The sequence below is a fragment of the Acinetobacter uliginosus genome, from assembly GCF_044130295.1.
In the GTDB taxonomy this organism is placed as follows: domain Bacteria; phylum Pseudomonadota; class Gammaproteobacteria; order Pseudomonadales; family Moraxellaceae; genus Acinetobacter.
Genome location: NZ_JBIQOC010000071.1, coordinates 1 through 23,949, shown reverse-complemented (window position 1 = coordinate 23,949; position 23,949 = coordinate 1). Strand labels below are relative to the sequence as shown.

The window sequence follows — 23,949 nt, the reverse complement described above, 5'->3', positions numbered from 1 at the left end:
TTGGTTTTGGAAAAAAAGAAGAATTTAAGAAAGTGCTAGCAATTTTAAGAAAGAAAAAGCCTGATAGGACAAGGATCCTATGAAATTTGTCGTGTACAGAGAAAATTATTATGTGTTATTTGCCTCACAATTGCCTTTAAGGGAAATCAATGGGAGAAAGCAAATGTTAAATAAAATGATGATAGCAAGTAGCATCGCTGCCTCTGTGGTGTTAGTCGGCTGTATACCCTCAATGCTTAACTCTTCTACGGAAAAAAATTTAGCAAAATTGCAAAACAAAAATTGGGTGATGACCGAAATTAATCAGGTTAGTTATAAAGCCTCACCTACTTTATCTGCAGTTCCAATACTTAGCTTTGGTCATAGCCACCTCAGCGGTAGTGATGGCTGTAACCAATTTATGGGCGGTTATGCAGTAAAAGGCACCCAGATTAAATTTTCCAATTTAGTCACTACCGAAAAAGCCTGTTTAAATCCTACCGATTTACCGCAAAAATTTTCCCAAGCCTTAAGCCAAGTGGCCAGCTATGATGCAACCGATAGTGAATTAAAGTTATTCGATAACAATCATCGCATGGTGCTTAAATTTAACAATCTTAAATAGAACATAGAGATCATTTAGCCCTCATGAGAGGGCTTGTATGGATTACTCATATCACCTGAATCATTCAAAACACATTTAATTTAAATACAAAACAACATGTTATTTATGTTGTTTTTGCGGATTATTGTGTTGATTAGGTTGCTGCTGTACATTCGAATGTTGATTTTGCTGATGACCTTGTTGATTCTCTTGTTGCTGCTTGTGTTTATCACGATCATGCTCTATCCTGACACCACTAATCAAACAGCTGACAGAAGCGGCTTTAAATGCTGAAATTGAAAACTATCTGGAAGAAAATCCTAAACCATCCAATCGCAGGAATGGTTACTCTCGCAAGACCGTAAAATCATCCTCCGGTTCATTTGAACTGGAAACACCTCGTGATCGCACTGGTGATTTTGAGCCTCAACTCGTCAAGAAAAATCAAACCAAACTCTCTGAAGAGATCGACAGTAAAGTCATCTCACTGTTTGCGCTCGGCATGAGCTACCGTGATATTCAAAAACATATTGCCGATATGTATGCACTGGATATTTCCGAGGGTGCCATTACCAATATTACAGACAAGCTAATCCCCGAATTACGTGCCTGGCAACAGAGGCCGCTTGATGCCGTATATCCCTTTGTGTGGCTCGATGCCATCCATTACAAGATCAAGGATGAAGGCCGTTATGTCAACAAAGCCGTTTATACCGTACTGGGATTAAATACCGAAGGCCATAAAGAACTGCTGGGTCTTTACCTATCAGAAAGTGAAGGTGCTAATTATTGGCTCAGCGTACTCACAGATTTGCAGAACCGTGGCATACAAGACATTCTGATCGCCTGCGTTGATGGGCTTAAAGGCTTCCCTGAAGCAATTGCTGCGATATTTCCGCAGACAGAAGTGCAGTTATGTATTATTCACCAAATCCGCAATAGCTTGCGTTATGTGGCCAGTAAGGATCAAAAAGCCTTTATGGCTGATCTGAAGCCTGTTTACCGAGCAGATACCAAGCAGGCAGCTGAAATGGCGCTAGATGAGCTGGAAGCCAAATGGGGGGATAAATACGAGAAAGTCATTCGTTCATGGCGTGAAAAATGGCATTTACTCAGTGCCTATTTCAAATATCCGAAAGCGGTTAGGAAGCCAATTTATACCACCAATGCGGTTGAAGCAGTACATCGCCAATTCAGAAAACTGACCAAAACCAAGGGGGCTTTCCCGAATGAAAATAGCCTGCTGAAATTGCTGTATATTGGCATTCAACAGGCTTCTGAAAAATGGACAATGCCGGTGACAAACTGGGGGCAAACCATCACACAGTTATCGATTTACTTTGAAGGCAGGCTCGATGATATAATTAAACTCTAGCCAATTCGGCTGACACAGAATTTTGAACGCTCTCTATTACAACATTGATATAAGCCCTTTCTTCGCTTGGAGGGCTTATTTAAGCTTAATAGCCTTAAATGTACTAACTCAAACCTGAGCTTAAAATTTCATTCGCATTATATCAAAGCTTGAAATATTAAAGACTTTTCATTTTAATTTTTTCTGATGACTTTATTTTAATTAAATTAATCTTTCTATATTTTTATCTTTAAATGCAGATTTTATCAAAGCATAAACCTCTATTTATTTGAAATTCTCTTTACATACCCAAACCTCCCCCTCTATACGTACCCGATCCGGCCCAATCAGGTCTAATCTATGACCATAATAATTGGTCAGATTGAGAAAATTCCCATTCTTGTCATAATTCGCCCATACGCCTCGCTGAATGTCCGGGCTATCAAGTTTATAAAATGTAACGAGTTTCTGTGGATATGTGGTTACTGTATTATTCATTTTACCTGACCTTGTTAATTAGCAAAATAAGGTACATCCTCTTCAATAAAGAATACCTCTCCCGTAGAGTTCAAAATCCATTGATTAGTGCCCATAATCTTTGTTAATTGTTCTTGTGATGAGTCATATACATTGAGCAAATGATTTTCTTCATCATATTCACCGGTATAAATTACGGTGGGTGTTGTATCAAAATCCTCATTCATTTTATGGGCTTTTACAGGTCTGATATTCATACTTAACTCCTGTCCTGCTTAAAGGGGCTTTCCCCCTTCAAACTTCCTACTGACCACCCTATTCAATCCTGCTTTATTTTTCATTTTGAGACTGTTTCCCAGACTCTTTTTGCTGATTATGTTTATGGTCTTGCTGTGGTAAATGATGTGGCTGTTTAATCGGTTGATTCCTTTGATTCATATCTGTTTGATTTTGAGGTTGAGACTTAGACATAACACTATTCCTTATGCTATTTTTATTACCATTACTTAATGACAATCAATAGCCTGATTATTAATGACAATATTAATCATATACTCAAGTTAACCGAACAAAAACAATCATGATGTATCAAAATATAATATTGCAATAAAAATATAACTGTAGAACTCAATATTCTTACTGAAACAATATTAAACACAGCAAATAAATAAATTATTAATAGAACTTTTTAAATAAAAAAATAATGATAATTCTTATACATATGTTAATTATGATAATTTATCATCATCTTAAAATAATACTTATTTCACAAAATTTAAAATAACATGAATACATAAATAATACATATAAATAAATCTCCCATATTTATCAAATGGCTCCAAAGTAAAGCTTATGATTTTTAATACAATAGACTTCTTCATAATTCTTGATAGCTTCTTTATTTTTTATCTCATAGATAGAAGTAAAAAAGACTTATGAAAGAAGTCTAATATATATTAAAAGTTAGTCTTCTGATTCAACTCATCAATAAGCTATCGAAATTTAAATCGAACGATAATTTAAGTGCTTAGCCTCAAATCGTATGTGCAACTCAACAATAGCCACACCAGCTTGCAAGTGCATTTTAGAAAATTAACATTGTTCATTCGAAAAACACCCATCATGAAGATGGGTGTTTTATGAGAAATAGTCGCGAAAATATCGCAATTTAAGCTGGAACAGCGTTGGCAATCGCTTCGCGTGACCAGACCCGATGATAACGAATCAGGGTTTTAAACCGTTCCTGTACAGAGGTAAAATCATCTGTACTTAGCGTTCCATCATCATGGGGCAATTTAAGCTCATGCAAAAGTTCTTGCTTATCTCCTAACAATACAATCGGCTTTAGGTGCTTGTAGGCTTCCAAAAGATAATGTTTTGTCACGCCGTCTTTTAACACTTGCTGGTAATTATTACCATCCACAATTACCACAGCATCATAAGCAATCGAAGGCTCTGCTTTTTGCATACCATCCGATGCAACTGCAGACTGTTGTTGATTAAGCACAGAGCCCGATGTTGGGGTCAATATATGAACGACGGCTTTTTCAGCCTTAGCCCATTGCTGAATCGCATCGATATTCTCTTGGCTCACCCCATCATGTACCAGCACGGCTATTTTTTTAGCTTTGATATCGTCAGGAACAAATGCCGTCATGGAAAGACGTGCCGATTTTTCAACTGATGACGCTTTTGCCGGATTTTGTGCAGCTGTGACTTCTATACCCAAATTTTTACCGACCTGTTGAGCCAGATTCAGATCTATATTGGCCAATACTTCTTGCACTTCACGTTGGCGGATATGTGGACGCTGCACTTTACTCAATTCAAAAGTATAGGCATCTACTACGTGCTTCTGTTCATGCGGTGCCAAGCTCTGGTAATACAGTCGAGCCTGCGAGAAATGGTCTGAAAAAGACTCACTGCGCTGACGGATTTTTTTACCGTCTATACGTTCCTGATAGCTCTCAAAACCACCATCCTGTGCAGCGGGCGGAGTCTCGACTGGCCAGTTGTTATCAATCGAATTCGGTTGATACGATGCCTGACCACGATGAATAAAACTTTGATGCATGGCATCACGCTGGTTGTTATGAAAAGGACAAATCGGTTTATTAATGGGCAACTGCTGAAAGTTTGGGCCACCCAAGCGGCTCAACTGAGTGTCGGTATAAGAAAATAAACGTGCCTGTAACAGAGGATCATTGGTGAAATCTATACCCGGTACAATATGGGCCGGGCAAAATGCCACCTGTTCAATTTCTGCAAAGAAATTATCAACATTCCGATTAAGAACAAACTTGCCAATTGGCGTGACCGGAACCAATTCCTCGGGAATGATTTTTGTCGGATCGAGTAAATCGAAATCAAACTTCATTTCATCTTCTTCAGCGACAATCTGAATACCCAGCTCCCACTCCGGATAATTCCCCGACTCAATCGCTTCATATAAATCCCGACGGTGAAAATCCGGGTCTTTACCTGCCAGTTTTTGTGCCTCATCCCAAACCAGCTGACTTAAACCTTGTTTTGGTGTCCAGTGAAATTTGACAAATATGGCTTTTCCGTCGGCATTGATCATACGAAAGGTATGGACACCAAAACCTTGAATCGAGCGCAAATTACGTGGGATGGCTCGATCCGACATTGCCCACATCACGGTATGAGCAGACTCCGGTACCAGGGAGACAAAATCCCAGAAAGTATCATGGGCTGATCCTCCGGTTGGTATTTCCGTATGAGGTTCAGGCTTTACGGCATGTACAAAGTCCGGAAACTTAATGCCATCCTGCACAAAGAAAACCGGAACATTATTGCCGACCAAATCGTAATTACCTTCCTGAGTGTAAAACTTGATGGCAAAACCGCGAATATCCCGTACGGTATCGGCAGAACCGCGGGGTCCTTGTACCGTAGAAAAACGCACAAAAATGGGTGTCTGTATGCCGGAGTCTGTTAAAAAGCCCGCTTTGGTATATTTTTCATTGCCCGGATAAGCCTGGAAATATCCATGTGCCCCTACACCACGTGCATGCACAATCCGCTCAGGAATGCGCTCATGATCAAAATGGGTGATTTTTTCCCTTAGGATAAAATCTTCCAGTAAGGTCGAACCTCTTACACCTGCCTTTAAACTATTTTGATTATCTACAATCTTTACGCCTTGATTGGTGGTCAGTGCATGATCTGTAGCATCACTGCGTGAAGCATCTAACTGCTGTGTTTTTGCACTTTCATTTTTTTTGTCTAAAGTACCAGTGCCTGCTACTTCACTTTGCTTGGCTTTATGATTCATCTTGCGCCTCTTTTCTATTGTATAAACATGGGTTCGATAACGTAAATGCGTGGATGTTATGGCTGACATCAATTGGTGAATTTCTGATTGCTTAAAAAGGGAAACAGGAAGTCGACCAAACGTTGGGTACACCAGAGTCCTGTTTCACGATGATGGGCATGAGGAGCTAAATAAGGCAGCAGTTTATTGATCTTCATCGCAAGGTTGCCAGTTTCATAAATCTGATGCTGAATATCTTCCAGCTCCCCATCGGATAAAAAACTGAACATATAATTATTTTTATCTTTATGGTCCAATTGAATTCTTCGAGCGTTCAAATCGGCATCTTGAGCAGATTCACCTGCAATCCAGTCATAAATGATCTGCTTTTCAGTAGCAGTAAATACGCCAAACATTTTCCCTTCTTCCTGATTAATCAGCTTCCAGAAGCGGCTTTCTTCAGGATCGCAACCCAGCTTGATCCATTTTTTATCAATGAGTACATCAACAAATTCTTCTACCGAGTCTGGTGATGCAAGCCACGAATTAATCGTTTTGTTATTAAACTTGCATTTGTCATTGTGAATGACATTACCGATCAAGGCTTTTCGTTTTAAAATTTTAATTACCAAGGCGTCTAAATTTAGATTTGTAATAATTTGCCTGGAGGACAAGCCTTTATCGTTCAAAGCGAAGCCAATCTTCATTTTCTCTATAAAAGAGTTTTTATCATTGAATTTACTATATATTTTTTCAAAAGCTTTAATGGATAAATGTGCATGACCATTATCAATATTGTCGATGGTGATATGCAGATTGAAATATTTTGAATCTATTCCTAATTCTTGTAGCTCATAGTTGGTGATCAGCAGATGTAACGGAAGTTGCTCATAGGCCAGATTAAAACCGATGATTTCCGGAATGAACTCGGGGGGTGCATAAGCCAGCGCGAGTTGAATGGCAGGTTGATGATAATATTCATCTTCCAGATCCAGTACAAAATGTTCCAGCCCCAAATTTAAGATAAGATCATCAAATAAGCATACATGATTAGATGTGGCGAGTCCCAAACCGAGTTCTTCCAGATAAATCTGGATTAAGTCTCTAAAAACCGGATCATTCCAGTAATGGACAATACTAAACAACCATGAACCGTCTACCCTCTTTACCGGCGCAACCTTAATCAGAAATTCGAATGCCTGACCCACATTTTTAAAATATTCTCGCCCTGCCCCCCTATTTCTTTTTTCTAAATAAGCCTGATATTCAGCACATTGAAACTTATTATTTTCTAGAATCCAGTCCTGGATTTTACTGATATCAGGGGGAAAATCGATGGAGTTATAAGTTAAGCTTTGGATTTCTTTTTTTAAAAAATATGAAGCTTTTCTTTCCTTTTCTTGAATAGAAACCTCACCATTGAGAAAAAAAGTAACCAAATCAAAATAATTTTGATGATTTTTATCAACCAATTCTAGTAATTGCTTTTTTACTGCTACTGGCATTTTTTATTCTCCAAGCGGTAATTAGCATATAAACTTAATTCACTTGGGTTTCATGAAAAAAGCCTATAATTGTTATTATTCGTTTAATTTATGTTGAATCAAAAAATAATCAGTTTTTATATATCAAATATTTAAAATATTCATACTCCAAAAAAATGAGAAACTAGTCACCTTTTAAAAAATATTTTATTTGTTTTTTAGAATATGAAGATGAAATTAAAATAAAGCAAAAAAAATATGATGACTCAATGTTGTGAATTATTGGCTAAAGAAAAATTAAAAGTGACTTTCATTAAAAGCGCTTCCGCAGGTTATTTAGCTTACCTATTTTCCCTGACTCCATTCTCTGGCAAAATTCTAATTGGAGGTTTAGTGTGTTATGACCTGAAAGTTAAAGAAAAAATACTGAAAATCTCTCCAAAACTGATAGCAAAATATACACCTGAATCTATTGAAATTACTGAAGAATTGGTAAAAAAAGCAAAGAATATGTTTACCTCAGATATTTATGTAGGATGTACAGGATTACTCAAACCTGGCGGTTCTGAAACTTCAGAAAAACCTGAGGGAACTTTTTTTTATTCAATTTTATACAAAAACAAAATATATAATTACCGATGTTTGTGTAAAGGAAAGAAAACAGAAAAATTAAATAAACTGATTCAACAAATATGTAAAAGCCTCATTAAAATTATTAAAAAAATTTAATAAAATAATAATTAAAATTTAAATTTGTAAATATCAATACACCTAATAACCGATATATTTCATAGATATAATATATGATGTAATTATTATAATTACATTTAAAACATTATGTAACATCCATTTTATTTTTTAATGAAATATTCATGCTAATAATAATTGTATCTGGTTAAACAGATTTTATTAAAAATATATATTATATATGAGGTGTAGAGATGACTAATCAAAATCAACCCCAACAACAAAATGATCAACAACGCCAACAGCAGCAACAGAACGACCAACAACGTCAACAGCCTGGCCAACAGCAAGGCAATATGCCTCAACAACAGCAACAAAATGATCAGCAACATCAACAGCCGGGTCAGCAGCAACAAAATGACCAGCAACGTCAACAGTCTGGTCAGCAACAACAACCTAATCAACAGCAAAATGACCCACAGCGCCAGCAAACTGGTCAGCAACAAGGTAACCCGCAACAACAGCAGCAAAATGATCAGCAACGTCAGCAAACTGGTCAACAGCAAGATTTTCGACAAAATCAGAATGACCAAAATAATCAACAGCAATAATGCATTGATTGAACATTGAATTTCACATTTTAAACTGTGAAATCGTATTTCATTGCTTGGCTATTCTATTGATTCCGAAAATTAGGAGCTACACAAAATGACGGATCCCACTTTAGAAAATCAAAACCGTACGTCAAATAATGAGTCTGATCGGTATTGGCGTGAAAATTATACCAGTCGACCTTATTATCAAGATTTACAGCGTGATATTCCCGATATTGATTATGACAAGGATTTATCCTCTGCTTATAAATTTGGAAGAAATTCACGTTCTGAATACGGCGAAAATACCCGTTTTGAAGACTCGGAAAATGATCTTGAAAGCAAATGGGAACAGTTTAAGGCGAACTCTCGCTTAAAGTGGCAACAAGCGAAACATGCTGTAAAAGATGCATGGGACAGAATATAAAGAAATGAAAATTTTCATTTAAAATCCTACTCACGAAAAAAGCACCCTCGGGTGCTTTTTTATGAAATATCTTTTTCTGATTAATTAAACATTTGCCCAAATGCATAAATCACAAACATCAGCATCAGTGCAGATGATGAAGTTACAAGGAGTTCTATTGTTTTCATAACCCACTCTCACTTCCTTATTGTGGAACTCTCTTTATACACAGATATTTTTTGTCAGACAATAACAATTATTGACATAAATGTATCAAAAAATACTAAACATATAAATATCACATTTTAAAATCTACACTTTCTCTCATTACAAATACAACAATTCATTGCAAAATATGTCGCTTGTTTTTAAAACATTTCCTTTATTTTAATATTTATTTATTTTTCAACAATTTAAATCTTAAGTCTTTAACTTTTTACTTACATTTAAATATTCAGGTCATAATATATGATTGAACTTTCCTGTTAATTTTTACTACCTATTTTTAGGGGGTTCCATGGACTCAGATTCAATTTTTTTTACAATTTGTCGACTTGCTCTCTTCTTCACTGACTGCTGTCTAGAGATCCATAGAGAAAATATTTCCTAACTTGTTCAACAGACACGCTTAAGTAAAATTTTCAAGCATTAAAAAACCGCCTTAAAGACGGTTTTCGTATTGCTCTAACCCTTACACCGCATTTACATGCGCATTAAGCCGGAACATTTCATTTACACCCGTATAGAAACTGCGGCCATCAAGATTCAAATCAATTTCAATACCGGATTCAAGCAAGACTTTTTTGCCTACTTCAACCCATGTAAACCCATCACGGGTATTTTGCATTTTTTTAAAAGGAATTAACGACACAACAATTTCACGACCATTTACCGATTTTGCAACTAAATTTCCAGTTTTATTCAACATTTACACCAATTTTTTAATACCGATAGAAAAGCCACCATTGGCATTTCAAAATAACAACCTTAACTTGGGATCACTCGAATGAGAGGAGATTTCTCGTATACCAATTTTGAACGAGAACATTTTCATGTCAGTTTTATTGTTGAAGCTATTATAACAGAAATACTGATTTAAGTCTCATTAATATATCAGTGTTACAAATTACAATTGTATTAAAAGATTTCAGGTTTTTACCCTATCGATCCTTACATGTAGAAAATTACTTTACTGGTATACCCGCAAATAATCTGCAATCAAACGTGCTGCCCAAGATTCAGGCTGTTTAAGGCCCTCATAAAAAATACAGTGGCTGCCCTTTTTAGTGGTCACAACCACAATATTTGGCATCTTCTGAAGGGTTTCCTTATAAGGCTCCAGATTCCGGATATGACACACAGGATCATCTTCCGCATTTAAAATCATCAACGGAATTTTGACATTTTCAAATACATGAATCGGATTGGTGGCCTGATTATAGTCTTCAAAGCTGCTATAGCCTGCCAGTTCAAAATAATAAGATTGAAACTCCAATAAATTCCTGGCAGCAAGCACTTTGGGCAAGGAGGCGGTTTGTTGCCATGTTTCGCTATAAGGATGAATAAAGGATTCAAATAGCTTTTTCGTCATCACTTTACTATAGAAAGGATGTACATTTTGAAAACCCAGTTCAGTGTCATACCCTGGACACAAGGCAAATGCTGCCTTAAACGGTGTTTGCTCGCCTTGTTCTCCTAAATAGCGGACCAATAGTCCTGTGCCCGCAGATGAACCAACCGCATAGAGACTCGAATCTGGAAATTTGCTTTCAATATATTGAATCTGTTCACGTAAATCATCAGTCGAACCAAACATGGAAATTTTTGGAACAGGCAGAGGTAAATTGGCATGGCCACGGCGCAAACATAAGGCTACACGCCATCCGGTATGTCGATGCAAGTCACGCACCAGCTCGGCCATACTTTCCGGTGTACCCATCAAGGTAGGCATCAACACAATAGTTGGGGTATCTTCAGCAACATGAAGTCCATACCAAGCAATAGCCGTAATCCCTCCATCAGACATGTTTAACTGTTCAATAACCTCATATTGGAGTTGCACCGCTTTTTTTTTAATTAAATCAAAATAGATCAAATGCAGATGTGTATTTGACAGCCACGGCGTTGGACGGTATTTCTGTTTAAGTTGGGGCAAAACTTCAAGCACTTGCCCTGCTTCACCTTGTGGATCATAGTACAGGGTAGGCAATGCCGCACCCGTAATCTGATCGACAATTTCTTGCACCAACTGACCGATTTTATTGACCACAAACTTCATATTCGGTTTACCTCAAAAATGATGTAACGCAAAATACTTAGTACATGTCATTCCATTAACAGTTCATACCTTTACTATACGCTTTATGCTTTAGGCATAAAAGCAGCCATACGCTGCCCCATCTGTGCCGCCAATGCTTCCAGACCACTCTTCGGACGCAGCATTACTTCAAAATCAATAATTTGACCTTGTTCATTAAACTGAATCATGTCAATGCCCTTGAGTTTTTTTTCACCCACATTGGCGGAAAACTCCAGCACCACATTCATTCCATCTTCGGTATAGAATTCGCGGTGGTAGCTAAAGTTTTCAAAGATCTGGATCACATTACTCAGAATAAAAAAGACCACCTGTTTGCCCGGATAAGGGTTGTATGCTACCGGTGAACGAAACACCACATCTTCAGCCAGTAATTCATTCAGAATAGACATGTCGCCTGTTTGCAGCATTTCATGCCAGCGCGCAATTGCCTGTTTTGTGGTTTCGATTGTCATTTTAGCTTCCTTTTTTTGTTTTATATTTTAAATAAAAAGAGTCCCCCTTTGAAAAAGGGAGATTTAGGGAGATTCATCTATTTAATATTAAATAATTAAATCCTCTCCCTAACCCTCTCCTTTAATAAAGGAGAGGGAAAAATTACATATCTATTTGTCTACTTCACCAGAAATCCTGATTTGTAAACAAAAATTGTAAAAGTAGGTTTCAATATTTTTAAATCACAGCCGCTAAGTCAGCCCCTTGACGGATGGCACGCTTGGCATCCAGTTCACCCGCTTCTTTGGCTCCACCAATCAAATGCACATTTTTACCATCCGCTTTCAGTTGATCGAACATCGCGGTGAAAGGTTCCTGACCGGCACAAATCACGATATTGTCGACTTCTAAAACGGTCGGCTGACCATTCACTACAATATGCAAGCCCTGATCATCAATCTTTTCATAGCTGACTCCTGCCAGCATTTTCACTGCACGGTGTTTCAAGCCAGTACGGTGAATCCAGCCGGTGGTTTTACCCAGGCCCGCACCCACTGAACTTGCCTTACGTTGCAATAAATAAATTTCACGATTGGACTGTTCTACTTGTGCGTTCTTCAATCCACCAACATTTTCATAACGCGTATCAATACCCCATTCATTATAGAATTTTTCCGGATTCAGGCTGGCGCTATCGCCTTCATGGGTTAAATATTCTGCGGTATCAAAGCCGATACCGCCAGCCCCAATAATCGCGACACGTTGACCGACTGGCTTACGTTCTTTTAATACTTCGATATAGCTCAATACTTTAGGATGATTAATCCCTTCAATCTCTAAATGACGCGGAGTGACACCTGTCGCTACCACAATCTCGTCAAAGTCGGACTGGCTTAATGCTTCATAGGTCGCAGGATGATTTAAAAGCAGTTTAATATTAGGCTGTAATTCAATTTTACGTTTGAAGTAACGCAAGGTTTCATAAAATTCTTCTTTGCCTGGAATGGTCTTGGCAATATTGAACTGACCGCCAATTTGATTGGCTGCTTCGAAAATGGTGACCTGATGTCCTCGTTCAGCGGCATAAGTGGCAAAACTTAAACCCGCTGGTCCTGCGCCAATCACTGCAATATTTTTAGTCTGAGTCGTTTCCTTAAAAATCAGCTCCGTTTCATAACAGGCACGTGGATTGACCAGACAAGATGCAATTTTCATCGAGAAAATATGATCCAGACAGGCCTGGTTACAACCAATACAGGTATTGATTTCATCACTACGTCCTTGCTCTGCTTTTTGTATGAAGAAGGCATCGGCAAGCATCGGACGTGCCATGGAAATCATATCAGCATGACCTGAAGCCAACACATGTTCCGCCATTTCAGGGGTATTGATACGATTGGACGTAATAAGAGGAACTTTAACCAAACCTTTCAGCTTTTGAGTGACCCAAGTAAATGCTGCACGTGGTACTTTGGTAGCAATGGTCGGAATGCGCGCTTCATGCCAACCAATCCCGGTATTGATAATGGTGGCACCGGCTTTTTCAATCTCTTTGGCCAGTTGCACCACTTCTGCAAAGGTAGAACCGCCATCGACCAGATCCAGCATCGATAAACGGTAAATAATGATAAAGTTTTCCCCTACCGCTTCGCGGGTACGCTTGACGATTTCAATCGGGAAACGGATCCGGTTTTCATAACTGCCTCCCCATTCATCATCCCGATGGTTGGTGCGTGCAGCAATAAACTCATTAATCAGATAGCCTTCCGAACCCATGATTTCTACGCCATCATATCCGGCATATTGCGCCAGTTTTGCACATTGGGCAAAGTCAGCAATCGTTTGTTGTACTTCTGCGCTGGTTAAGGCATGCGGTTTAGTCGGGTTGATCGGTGCCTGAATAGCAGATGGTGCAACCAAGTCGGCCTGATAGGAATAACGCCCGGTATGTAAAATCTGCATGGCAATTTTACCCCCGGCATCATGCACCGCCTGGGTAATCACCTTATGTTTTTCCGCTTCTTGTATAGAGTCTAATTTCGCTCCGCCCGCGAAAGTCAGGCCTGCATCATTCGGTGCAATCCCGCCCGTCACAATCAGCCCGACACCCCCTTGTGCACGTTCTGCATAAAATGCCGCCATACGCTCATAACCACGTGGCGCTTCTTCCAGCCCTACATGCATGGACCCCATCAAAACCCGGTTTTTAAGGGTGGTAAAGCCTAAATCTAAAGGCGCTAATAAATGCGGGTAATTAGACATACAATCTCCTTGGCGTGCTCTCTTAGCTGGCGAATATCTTTTAATGCAACTTGTTGCATAACTTATATTCCAGATTTGTTTTTTTTGCAACATGTTGCATAATGAACTGGTAAAGATTTATTGACTGAGCCGTTTATGTCCTTAGCCCATGTTTTATTGACCAGTCTGATTGAAAGACCCAGTACCGGTATTGATTTGGCTCGTCGCTTTGACCGCTCCATGGGATTTTTCTGGAATGCGACCCATCAGCAGATTTACCGTGAACTCAGCGCCATGCAACAAAAGAACTGGATATCCACGCTTGAAGATCACGGCTCCAATACCCGTAAAAAGACCTATCAGGTTGAAGCTCTGGGACGTGCCGAACTGGCCGACTGGATGGTCAAGCAAAGTCCGCCTGCCCAATTGCGCGATGATTTAATGGTGCGTTTGCGTGCCGAAGCTCAACTCGGTGGCAATACGGTGTTGCCTGAACTGGAAAGGCACCTGATCTTGCATCAACAAAATTTGAAAATTTACCAAACGATCTTTGCCAAAGATTTTGCCCATGCACAGGATCAGGACCGGACTCTGTTTATTCATAAAATGATTCTGCAACTGGGGATTGACCTGGAAATGGGCTGGATCAAGTGGTTAGAGACCATGATTCCACAGTTAAAAGCATTTGAACATAAGAACTAAAAAAGGACACACGCATGCCACATTACCTGATGCCTGATAATGAACAACTGTTTGTTCGCGAGTTTGGACAAGGACAACCAGTCTTGGTCATGTCAGGTCTGGGGATGCAAAGCTGGCAATGGCTTCCGTTTCTTTACCGGCATGCTAAAACGCATCGCTTTATTATTCCGGACTGGCGCGGTTTTGGAGGTTCACAAGGGTGTGCCATTCCCGAACTGGATGCGATTTCCAGTCACTGGCGTGATATTGACAGCCTGATTGAACAGCTTCATTTAAATGATCTTGTAGTGATCGCCTATTCCATGGGTGCAACCACGGCCATGCATGGCATGCAATATGGCAACTTTTCCGAACAGATCGCAGCCTATTTACATATTGACCAGACCCCTAAAATTTCGGTAGATGATATCTGGGATTATGGCTTATTTGGTCCACAGCATCCGTTATTTATTTCTATTCTGACAGAACTATCGCAGTTGCTGGCTCAGCATCAAGACATTCAATATATAAAAGACCTGAATAGCCAAGCCCGCGGACAGCTTGCCAAGCTCTGGCTAGAGTTTATTGGCCTGCAAAATAGCAATAGATACAGTTTAAAAGCCTTTGAATGGGTACTCAACCAGTCGCGATTGCAAAGCTTATTACTGCCCTCTCACCGGGTCGACTATATGGCCTGGTATATCAACAACTATCTGTACCATCAGGAAGATTACCGCGAAGCCCTGCAAAAGCTGCAATGTCCGGTAACTTTTCTCAGTGGCACGCAATCCAGGCTTTATCCGGTGAAAGGTCAAACCTTGATTGCACAAAGCATTGCCCATGCCAAACAAGTCCGTTTTGAAAAATCTGGACATACCCCCTTGCTTAGCGAACCGCTAAAGTTTGCGCGAGAAATGAGCGCATTCTTGAAAGCCAATGCAGCTCATCAACCTTAAACAGCTGAATCAAGTCAGGAGCCAAAATGAAAAAACTGGTGGTCTTTTCCGGTGCTGGCATGAGTGCCGAAAGTGGCATCAACACTTTTCGTGACAGTGATGGCTTATGGGAGCAGTACCGAATCGAAGACGTCGCCACACCTGAAGCCTGGAAACGTGATCCGGAACTGGTCCAGCGTTTCTATAACCAACGGCGCAAAAATATTCTCTCTGCCAAGCCCAATGCAGCTCATCTGCTGATTGCCGAACTTGAAGAGTTTTTTGATGTGCATGTCATTACTCAAAACATTGACGACCTGCATGAACGTGCTGGAAGCAGCCAGGTCATTCATCTGCATGGCAATATCCGGCTGGCGAAAAGCTCCGGACCAAACGCTCAGTACAGCACTGAATTCTATCCGGTCGAAGGCTCTGAGCTGGATCTGAATAAACACTTCAGCAAGGATGGCTATCCTTTACGTCCACATGTGGTCTGGTTTGGCGAGGCTGTGCCTGCTTATGCCGATGCACAAGACTGCATACAGGATGCGGATATTTTTATCGTGATTGGCACCAGCCTGCAGGTTTATCCCGTGGCAGGTTTAATTCATGAAATTCCAGCGCATTGTAGCGCTTACTATATTGACCCCAAAGCGGACCAGCAACAGCTCCCGCCACAATTTCAGAAAATTGTGATGACCGCTACTCAAGGCATGCAACATCTAAAAGAATGGTTAGAACAACAGCACTAAACTATTCTGTTCAATAGCAAAACGACACAGCAGCCATTGACATAATGCAACAATAATTTTTTAATCTGCTTATTGTTGCATAAATGGAATTCTTAAATGCTGACCGATCTTGATGATTTTTATTGCTTTGCCTTAGTGGTGGAACATGGAGGGTTTAGTGCAGCAGAACGCGCAACCGATATTCCAAAATCAAAATTAAGCCGCCGCGTTTACAATCTGGAAGAACATTTAGGTGTGCGGCTGATCCAGCGCAGTTCCCGCCATTTTGCCGTAACCGACATTGGCATGAATATTTACCGCCATGCCCAAGTCATGATGAATGCTGCACAAGCGGCCCACGATCTGGTCGACCATCTCAGCATTCAGCCACGCGGTGTGATTAAGGTCAGCCTGCCTGTTTCAATTGCGCAAAATGAAATTGCCAAGATTTTACCGAAATTCCTGAAAACCTATCCTGAAATTAAGGTACAGCTCATTGTCAGTAACCGCCGTGTCGATATTATCAATGAAGGCATTGATGTGGCACTCCGGGTACGTTCCAATCTGGATGATGACCCGAATCTGGTTTTACGCAAATTTGAAAATATCGAACAGCACCTGTTTGCCAGCCAGGCCTACCTGAATGAATTTGGTGACTTAAAACAGCCGGAAGATTTAAGCGATCATCAGATTCTCAGCATGTCGGATGAGCATTTAGACCAGTATATTGTTGTACACGATAATAAAAAACAGCAGAAGAAAATCAAGGTCAATCCCGTGGTGATGGGGTCTGACCTGATGATGCTGGCACAACTGGCACGACAAAATTGCGGCATTGTGCTATTGCCTGACAGCATTGTTCAGGACTATGTTCAAAGTGGTGAACTGGTGCGTGTACTGCCGGACTGGAAAGCACCGCATGGTATTTTCCATGCAGTCTATCCTTCACGCCGTGGCTTGCTCCCCGCGGTCCGTGTCTTTATCGACTATTTGGTGGAACAGCTCAGCAAGTATTAATACTTATGCCTCTGCTTGGAAAAACAATCAGGTTTATCTTCAAGCCAGCGGACGATGCCTCTGAGTTGTTGCTTGCACCCTACAAACGGCTAGACTGATCACAAAAAAGTAAAATTCACTTGAGTAATACAAAATTTTAGGCAAAAAAAAGCTTATCCGAGGTGGATAAGCTTATAAACTTTAAATAAGGAAAAATAAGAAACTACAGCTAGAATCTATAGTTGTATAATACAAAGAAAAAATATACAAATCTAATATATAAAATATATTACAAAATAATAATAAAAATAATTTTATTATATAAATCAACAACTTAAATTAAAATTAATAGATTTTAAAACTTAATTTGAACATAAAATCAACAATTCTATACCAAAGTATAAACAATCTATTTCATTTTATCTTTCTCGTTTAAATTTCAGGATATGAACCGGTACCTTCTGGCCAAGGAGATAAAAGCTCAAAACCGGTATCTGTTACAGCAACCATGTGTTCCCATTGGGCGGTTAATGAACGGTCAGCAGTCACTACGGTCCAACCATCTTTAAGCTCTTTGACACGCGCCTTGCCTGCATTGACCATCGGTTCAATGGTAAAAACCATGCCCTTTTTAAGGATCAGACCTTGACCAGGCTGCCCATAATGCAGCACATTCGGCTGTTCATGATAGACCTTGCCAATGCCATGACCGCAGTACTCACGGACAATGCTATAACCTTCACGATGAGCCACCGATTGAATGGCAAAACCGATATCGCCTAAAGTTGCGCCCGGTTTCACCGCATGAATGCCGGCTACCATGGCTTCATAGGTGGTTTCAACCAGTTTTTTCGCTTCCGGTTTTACATTTCCGACATAATACATCCGGCTGGTATCGCCAAAATACCCATCTTTAATGATTGCCACATCAATATTGATAATGTCGCCATCCTGCAAAATGGTGTTTGGCGATGGGATACCGTGACACACCACTTCATTTGGAGAGATACAGGTGGTTTTGGTGTAGCCATAATAACCTACATTGGCCGGAATCACTTTTAAGGTATTCACAATAAAATCATTACAGATATCATCCAGATATTCCGTACTTACTCCAGGCTTGACATACTTCCCTATCATCTCCAAAACCTGAGCAGCCAAACGTCCGGAAATACGGAGTTTCTCTAAATCTTGCTCAGTTTTAATGGTAATAGTGGAAGCTTTCATTGCATCATCCTCAGGAATAAGGCTTATGATTATAGTCCTTTTACATTAATTTTGTTTAATATGAGTAGATAAACAGTGGAGTTTTGAACCTTTTTAGCCAACTGTGTGATTAATTTATATACATTTAAATAACCCTAACTGAAAATTAAAAAATTACTTAAATAATTAAAAAAGAATAATATTTTATATTTTTTTATTTTTTACCCATTAATCAAATATATAAATAGACTTAAATTTTCCCAGTTGCTCATTTTAGTGGAGGATTAAATTACTAAAATTTATAAGTCGCATAAAAGCAACTATAAAAAAGCTCGGATATCCTCTAAAATCGCTTTTTTTTTAATTCCTCTCCCCATTTATGACGAATCTCCGTACAAGGGATATTATTGCCTTGGGCTTTATGACTTTTGCACTTTTTATTGGTGCGGGCAATATTATCTTTCCACCAATTGTCGCTCAACAAGCGGGTGAACATGTATGGTTAGCTGCTTTAGGTTTTCTGATTACCGCAGTTGGTCTGCCTGTTATCACCATTATGGCACTGTCACGTGTAGAAGGATCAATCCAGAATTTAAGTTCGCCTTTGGGTAAAGTCGCCAGTCTGATTTTAACCATTGTATGTTATTTAGCTGTTGGTCCTTTATTTGCAACGCCTCGTACAGCCACGGTTTCCTATGAAATCGGTTTTTCTTCTTATTTTGGTACATCAAGTAGCAGTCTGCTCATTTATAGTGCAATTTATTTTGCAGTCGTCACTGCTATTTCCTTATACCCCAATAAACTGCTCGACACTGTCGGTCACTTCCTGGCACCTTTAAAGATTATTTCTTTAGCGGTATTAGGTATCGCCGCATTTGTCATTCCTGCCGGATTCATTCCACCTGCAATTAACAATTATGTTGCCGCCCCGGTTTCTGAAGGTTTTGTCAATGGCTACTTAACCATGGACACTTTGGGTGCATTGGTTTTCGGTATTGTCATTATTCACGCGATTCATTCACGTGGCGTAACGGATAAAAAACTGGTCACCAAGTATGCCGTGATTGCCAGCCTGATTTCTGGTGTAGGTTTAACTCTGGTTTATTTGAGCCTGTTCAAGCTCGGTTTAGGCAGTCATGAAGTCGCGCCAAATGCAGCCAATGGTGCAGTGATCCTGCATGCCTATGTGCAGCATGCTTTTGGTGATATTGGCTCGGTGTTCCTGACCGGCATGATTTTCCTGGCCTGTATGGTTACAGCGATTGGTTTAACCTGTGCATGCGCAGAATACTTCTCGGAACTGACCAAAGTTCCTTATAAAATTTTGGTTTTCGTTTTGGTGGGATTCTCTTTCATCATTTCAAACCTCGGTTTAACCAAACTGATTGCAGTGTCTGTGCCTGTTTTAAGTGCCATTTATCCACCGGCAATTGTGGTGATTCTACTGAGCTTCTTGTGGAAATTTTTCAACAAGCCCGCTTATGTGGTTGCACCCGTCACTGCAGTGGCTATGCTATTCGGTATTTTTGACGGCCTGAAAGTTGCAGGACTCGAAGCATACTTACCGGGTTTCATTCAAAATTTACCTTTAAATGCACAAAATTTAGCCTGGCTGATTCCCTCTATTATTGTGCTGATTATTGCCATCGTCATCGACAAAGTTAGACAATAACCGCTGTTGATATGATTAAAATCTCGTTTTACCCAAATCAGATTTTAACCGTGATCAATAAAACGCCATGTTTTACCCAAACTGGGTTTTATTGTTTACTTTTCATCGCCCCAACACGGTTTGTTAAAAATATAAAATTAAATCAGTCCCTATCAGGCAAATTATCGCTGCAATCCCCTTTCAGACATTGATGCACTTCCAGACTGGCATCAATATTGCTTCTTTATATTCACTATTGTTGTAACTTTAATGGTTTCTCATTCACAAGCAGATGATAAGCATAGATATATGCTTAAAAATAACCAATATTCATGTGAATAAGGTCATCATGTTCATTTATGCACTAACATGCTTTTATTACAAAATAATGACATTTGCTATTGAAATGAAATGAAATAACAAGTACAACATTAGAAACTAATCTGACTAAAACAATTAGGTTTAGGTCAATATATAACCGGAGGAGTGGAGATGTTATCATTACATTTCAATAAAGAAATCTTCATTAACGCTCTAAAAGCAAATAAGAATATGGTCACTTATTTGAGTACTACGGTTGCTCTGATTGTGACACTCATTATTCATGGTTTAATTCAAGGCAACTTAAAACCTGAATTCTTTATGTATGCTTTTATTGTATCGGTAGCTTTCTATGTGTGGGCTGTGGTCGATCAGAAATACCGTCAACAGAAGCAAAATACTTCTACAGAATAAAAGATGGGTGAACTATCACCCATCTTAATAATAATTAATCATCCAGAACTTATACCAAAATCACCAATCATCAAGTTAAAACTTTCATCAGGCCGATCATTGTACCAAGCAATAATCCTGCTGTAGCACCCAACTCTCCAATGATCAGAAGAATAATTGCACTACTTAGCATCCATTTTGGCAAATGCCAACGTCCCATTTGATGAGGCTGCTTAAACTGATTGGTCGTATCTTTCAGCCAGCCATGTAACACATAACTTAAAATTGAAAAGCTAAAAAAGAAAAGATTGATCAATACAAAAGTAAAGTTAAGTCCCTCACTCCAAACTGAAAAATGGGCTAGAATTGCAATAATCAGGCTGGCTGGTGCATAGAGCAAGCTACTTCTATGCGCAATATCGACATAATAATGAGCCCGCGCCTGTGCTGAATGACGAATCTGATAATATTTCCATACCCCGGTCAGCATACCCACCCAAAGAAAAACACCACTAAACAACACGGCCCAAGCTACAGCCTGTGTTAAATTTTCCGCTTCCATGCATTTATATCCTTATTTTTTAGATCGTTATTTTGACTTTAAAGTCATGAATTATACAAGTTTCTTTTTAGAACTTGGCTACAGTAGTTACCATATATACTTATTCCATATTCTCCATATGAACACTTTTGAATCATTAACAATTACCTGTAAAGATGGATATTCACTTAGCGGCCGCTTTTATGCAGCCAGCGCTACGCAAAAAAAGAATTACCCAGTCCTCATCTGTCCAGCAACCGGGATTACCCAGAATTTTTATCATGCTTTTGCAGAATGGTTAATCACACAAGGCTATGAGGTTTTGAGTTTTGATTTCCGCGGAATTGGTCGTTCTTTACATGGTCCGGTTAGTCAATCTGAAGCCAGCATTGTAGATTGGGGTAAACTGGATATTCCTGCTGCAATAGAGACCTTGTTATATAAAACTCGAGCCGATCAGGTCATTTTAGTTGGTCACAGTGCTGGCGGTCAGCTTTTGGGGATTGTGCCTAATCATGAAAAAGTAGCCAAAGTTGTTGCGGTTTCAGGTTCAACCGGGCATGTTAAAGGCTTAAAGGGCCGCACCAAATTGCTGGCTTCTGTCATGTTTAATGTCCTTTTTCCATTGGCTCGCATCACCAAAGGTTATGCTCCAACTCAAGCAATTGGAATGGGAGAAAATCTACCTAAAGATGTCGCCAAACAATGGGCACAATTTTGTCGTAAACCGGGTTATGTGATCAATGCGATTGGCAAAAGCGTGTTTGAAGATTATCACACTCAAATTAGCTGCCCGATTACGGTACTGTGGTCATCGGATGATGAAATTGCAACGAAAGCCAACGTAAAGGATTTATTACGCCTGTACCCGAATGCCGATACTCAAATGATTGAGCTAAAACCGAAAAGCTACGGACATAAAACGATTGGTCATATGCTGATGTTTAAGAAGTCTCATCGAAATTTATGGTCGGTGATTGGAAAAGAACTCTTGGCTTAAGCATTTATACATCGCCAATTTTAGAAAATTATGTTCTAATACACTTAGTTTGAGATGAGCCTCTTACAGTATATAAGCTTAGATCTTATATACGACTAGCCCCCTAACCATGGGGCTTTTTAATGCCTAAAATTTATTACTTGTATATGATGAACAAAAATAATGGCGTTCTATAATTTTTATTTAATTCAAAATCCGGACATTAAAGGTAAATCTAATTTTTTTAATTAAAACATACCCGGTTTCGTCCACTATTTTTGGCTTCATATAAATGCTTATCTGCTATTTCCAAGGCACTCATAAACTGGGATTCTGTCTCTATTTTAGCCGCTCCAAAACTTGCAGTAATTTTAATGTCATGAATAAAAATTTGATCTTCAACCTTTTTACGTAAACGCTCAACCAAAACCCATGAAGCCTCCTCATTTGGACTTTGCAGCAAGATAATAAATTCTTCCCCACCAAACCGCCCAACAATATCACCTTCCCGAATATTAAATCTGCATATATCGGCAAATGCGTATAAAATTTTATCTCCCACAACATGTCCCCATGTATCATTTATATTCTTAAAATTATCAATATCACACATCACAAGATAAACTTCACCATACTGTTTTTTCTCAAACAGGTCTTTGGTTTTTTCCAGAAAGCCATTACGGTTATACAATTTGGTTAAAGGATCTCTCAACCGCTCTTCATTAAGGCTAGTAAACATTTCTTTTACAGCTAAGGCCGAGAGAATAATGGCAAACCACAGACTGATAAAAACATTTATAGAAATCAGCATCATCCACCAAGTTGTGGTCGCCACGGTCATATATTGCAGTTCTTGAAGATACACAATGACTATTAAAGCTCTAATAAATGCATAGATAACGACGAAAAAATAGCTCAAACACAAAAGTTTTTCTAAAGCATAGGTTTTTTTAAATAAAGCATATACTTTTGGTAGGGCTAAAGCTTCCAAGCATAAAACCACCACACTAACTATGACCACTCGTGACCATAAATTCTCATCGATATAGGTGAAATATAGAAGTAAAGTTATACCCGCAATAATAAGGCCAGAAGAGATCCATATATTTAATTTAGCATTAGCTTTTAAGAACATTCCATGTACGACTGCCCAAACCCCACCTATATACATAATTGCAAACCAAGGCGCTGTTAGCCGTAGTTGTGTATTTGTCATCAATGTCTGTGTAGCGAATGCTACAGATAACAGAATACAACCAACTCCCATCCACATTAAATACTTGGGTGCTTTAAACCTTAAATATGCAACAATAAAGGCCGTACCAATCAGAATTAAGCAAATTGGGTAAATCAACAAGAAATAGTGAGTAGCTGGTAGATTCACGGACTTGAATAACCACTAGAACTGTGTAGTTTTTATTCTAAATTGTTTAGCTAAACTTATTCAATAAATATTTATTTTTAATAAGAAAATATTAATTGATTATTTTTTAAAAAATCAGTAATTTTTAAACGCGCTTTTCATATTCCATCTCAACAAAATATTCGCACTTTTATTGAATATAGGACTTACGCACTATTATTTATAGATTCTCTGTGGTAGCAGATGATTTTTATCGAGAATAAAGTCATCAATGAAGTTTTTGATCATTGGTCTAAATAAT

23 protein-coding genes are annotated in these 23,949 nt (G+C 39.0%); 12 read left to right on the top strand and 11 right to left on the bottom strand.

Going from position 1 to position 23,949, the window contains the following annotated elements; translation table 11 throughout:
• Nucleotides 1–79 precede the first annotated feature (79 nt).
• Nucleotides 80–604, top strand: coding sequence for an META domain-containing protein (locus ACE01T_RS13120; RefSeq protein WP_395519412.1), 525 nt, complete (start codon nucleotides 80–82; stop codon nucleotides 602–604).
• A gap of 199 nt (nucleotides 605–803) precedes the next feature.
• Complete coding sequence (locus ACE01T_RS13115; protein WP_300044741.1) at nucleotides 804–1,958, top strand: IS256 family transposase; 1,155 nt, start codon at nucleotides 804–806, stop codon at nucleotides 1,956–1,958.
• Between the two features lie 491 nt (nucleotides 1,959–2,449).
• Here ACE01T_RS13115 and ACE01T_RS13110 read toward each other — a convergent pair whose 3' ends face one another.
• From ACE01T_RS13110 to ACE01T_RS13095, 4 genes are all read right to left on the bottom strand, one after another.
• Nucleotides 2,450–2,671 (bottom strand): hypothetical protein, encoded by a 222-nt coding sequence (locus tag ACE01T_RS13110; RefSeq protein WP_086197372.1) that lies wholly within the window; start codon nucleotides 2,669–2,671, stop codon nucleotides 2,450–2,452.
• A 73-nt stretch (nucleotides 2,672–2,744) separates the two neighbouring features.
• Nucleotides 2,745–2,885, bottom strand: coding sequence for a hypothetical protein (locus ACE01T_RS13105; RefSeq protein ID WP_166169909.1), 141 nt, complete (start codon nucleotides 2,883–2,885; stop codon nucleotides 2,745–2,747).
• Between the two features lie 697 nt (nucleotides 2,886–3,582).
• Nucleotides 3,583–5,709, bottom strand: coding sequence for a catalase HPII (gene katE, locus ACE01T_RS13100; RefSeq protein ID WP_395519411.1), 2,127 nt, complete (start codon nucleotides 5,707–5,709; stop codon nucleotides 3,583–3,585).
• A gap of 68 nt (nucleotides 5,710–5,777) precedes the next feature.
• Nucleotides 5,778–7,193 carry an iron-containing redox enzyme family protein gene (locus ACE01T_RS13095; RefSeq protein ID WP_300044747.1) on the bottom strand — a complete coding sequence of 472 codons (1,416 nt, stop codon included), beginning with the start codon at nucleotides 7,191–7,193 and terminating at the stop codon, nucleotides 5,778–5,780.
• 237 nt (nucleotides 7,194–7,430) lie between these two features.
• Here ACE01T_RS13095 and ACE01T_RS13090 point away from each other — a divergent pair, with 237 nt between their 5' ends.
• From ACE01T_RS13090 to ACE01T_RS13080, 3 genes are all read left to right on the top strand, one after another.
• Nucleotides 7,431–7,901, top strand: coding sequence for a CinA family protein (locus ACE01T_RS13090; protein ID WP_180043720.1), 471 nt, complete (start codon nucleotides 7,431–7,433; stop codon nucleotides 7,899–7,901).
• A 212-nt stretch (nucleotides 7,902–8,113) separates the two neighbouring features.
• Nucleotides 8,114–8,470 carry a hypothetical protein gene (locus tag ACE01T_RS13085; protein ID WP_180043722.1) on the top strand — a complete coding sequence of 119 codons (357 nt, stop codon included), beginning with the start codon at nucleotides 8,114–8,116 and terminating at the stop codon, nucleotides 8,468–8,470.
• A 97-nt stretch (nucleotides 8,471–8,567) separates the two neighbouring features.
• The gene (locus ACE01T_RS13080; RefSeq protein ID WP_180043725.1) at nucleotides 8,568–8,879 is read left to right on the top strand and encodes a hypothetical protein; all 312 of its coding nucleotides are present in this window, start codon (nucleotides 8,568–8,570) and stop codon (nucleotides 8,877–8,879) included.
• Nucleotides 8,880–9,549: 670 nt separating this feature from the next.
• On the opposite strand, the gene ACE01T_RS13075 is transcribed toward ACE01T_RS13080, so the two are convergent.
• From ACE01T_RS13075 to ACE01T_RS13060, 4 genes are all read right to left on the bottom strand, one after another.
• Nucleotides 9,550–9,786, bottom strand: coding sequence for a hypothetical protein (locus tag ACE01T_RS13075; protein WP_489752752.1), 237 nt, complete (start codon nucleotides 9,784–9,786; stop codon nucleotides 9,550–9,552).
• 261 nt (nucleotides 9,787–10,047) lie between these two features.
• Nucleotides 10,048–11,136 (bottom strand): YheT family hydrolase, encoded by a 1,089-nt coding sequence (locus tag ACE01T_RS13070; RefSeq protein WP_180043727.1) that lies wholly within the window; start codon nucleotides 11,134–11,136, stop codon nucleotides 10,048–10,050.
• An 83-nt stretch (nucleotides 11,137–11,219) separates the two neighbouring features.
• Complete coding sequence (locus ACE01T_RS13065; RefSeq protein ID WP_180043729.1) at nucleotides 11,220–11,630, bottom strand: nuclear transport factor 2 family protein; 411 nt, start codon at nucleotides 11,628–11,630, stop codon at nucleotides 11,220–11,222.
• 217 nt (nucleotides 11,631–11,847) lie between these two features.
• Nucleotides 11,848–13,872 (bottom strand): FAD-dependent oxidoreductase, encoded by a 2,025-nt coding sequence (locus tag ACE01T_RS13060; RefSeq protein ID WP_395519410.1) that lies wholly within the window; start codon nucleotides 13,870–13,872, stop codon nucleotides 11,848–11,850.
• Nucleotides 13,873–14,007: 135 nt separating this feature from the next.
• On the opposite strand from ACE01T_RS13060, the gene ACE01T_RS13055 reads away from it, so the two are divergent.
• The 4 genes from ACE01T_RS13055 to ACE01T_RS13040 all read left to right on the top strand — a co-directional run bounded on the left by ACE01T_RS13055 (nucleotide 14,008) and on the right by ACE01T_RS13040 (nucleotide 17,215).
• The gene (locus tag ACE01T_RS13055) at nucleotides 14,008–14,553 is read left to right on the top strand and encodes a PadR family transcriptional regulator (protein ID WP_395519409.1); all 546 of its coding nucleotides are present in this window, start codon (nucleotides 14,008–14,010) and stop codon (nucleotides 14,551–14,553) included.
• Between the two features lie 14 nt (nucleotides 14,554–14,567).
• Complete coding sequence (locus tag ACE01T_RS13050) at nucleotides 14,568–15,488, top strand: alpha/beta fold hydrolase (protein ID WP_395519408.1); 921 nt, start codon at nucleotides 14,568–14,570, stop codon at nucleotides 15,486–15,488.
• Nucleotides 15,489–15,514: 26 nt separating this feature from the next.
• On the top strand, nucleotides 15,515–16,219 hold the full coding sequence (locus tag ACE01T_RS13045; RefSeq protein ID WP_395519407.1) for an SIR2 family NAD-dependent protein deacylase: 705 nt from the start codon (nucleotides 15,515–15,517) through the stop codon (nucleotides 16,217–16,219).
• A 96-nt stretch (nucleotides 16,220–16,315) separates the two neighbouring features.
• Nucleotides 16,316–17,215: a LysR substrate-binding domain-containing protein gene (locus ACE01T_RS13040; protein WP_180043737.1), complete on the top strand. Its 900-nt coding sequence runs from the start codon at nucleotides 16,316–16,318 to the stop codon at nucleotides 17,213–17,215.
• Between the two features lie 411 nt (nucleotides 17,216–17,626).
• On the opposite strand, the gene map is transcribed toward ACE01T_RS13040, so the two are convergent.
• Nucleotides 17,627–18,421, bottom strand: a complete 795-nt coding sequence (map, locus tag ACE01T_RS13035; RefSeq protein ID WP_180043739.1) for a type I methionyl aminopeptidase — start codon at nucleotides 18,419–18,421, stop codon at nucleotides 17,627–17,629.
• A gap of 358 nt (nucleotides 18,422–18,779) precedes the next feature.
• Here map and brnQ point away from each other — a divergent pair, with 358 nt between their 5' ends.
• Both brnQ and ACE01T_RS13025 read left to right on the top strand, forming a co-directional pair.
• Nucleotides 18,780–20,072 carry a branched-chain amino acid transport system II carrier protein gene (gene brnQ, locus ACE01T_RS13030; protein ID WP_395519406.1) on the top strand — a complete coding sequence of 431 codons (1,293 nt, stop codon included), beginning with the start codon at nucleotides 18,780–18,782 and terminating at the stop codon, nucleotides 20,070–20,072.
• A 471-nt stretch (nucleotides 20,073–20,543) separates the two neighbouring features.
• A complete protein-coding gene (locus ACE01T_RS13025; RefSeq protein WP_086197385.1) occupies nucleotides 20,544–20,786 on the top strand; it encodes a hypothetical protein in 243 nt (80 codons plus the stop codon).
• A gap of 70 nt (nucleotides 20,787–20,856) precedes the next feature.
• Here ACE01T_RS13025 and ACE01T_RS13020 read toward each other — a convergent pair whose 3' ends face one another.
• A complete protein-coding gene (locus ACE01T_RS13020) occupies nucleotides 20,857–21,327 on the bottom strand; it encodes a hypothetical protein (protein ID WP_300044776.1) in 471 nt (156 codons plus the stop codon).
• Nucleotides 21,328–21,445: 118 nt separating this feature from the next.
• On the opposite strand from ACE01T_RS13020, the gene ACE01T_RS13015 reads away from it, so the two are divergent.
• Nucleotides 21,446–22,306, top strand: a complete 861-nt coding sequence (locus tag ACE01T_RS13015) for an alpha/beta hydrolase family protein (RefSeq protein ID WP_300044779.1) — start codon at nucleotides 21,446–21,448, stop codon at nucleotides 22,304–22,306.
• Nucleotides 22,307–22,529: 223 nt separating this feature from the next.
• On the opposite strand, the gene ACE01T_RS13010 is transcribed toward ACE01T_RS13015, so the two are convergent.
• Nucleotides 22,530–23,669: a GGDEF domain-containing protein gene (locus ACE01T_RS13010; protein WP_300044782.1), complete on the bottom strand. Its 1,140-nt coding sequence runs from the start codon at nucleotides 23,667–23,669 to the stop codon at nucleotides 22,530–22,532.
• Nucleotides 23,670–23,949 lie beyond the last annotated feature (280 nt).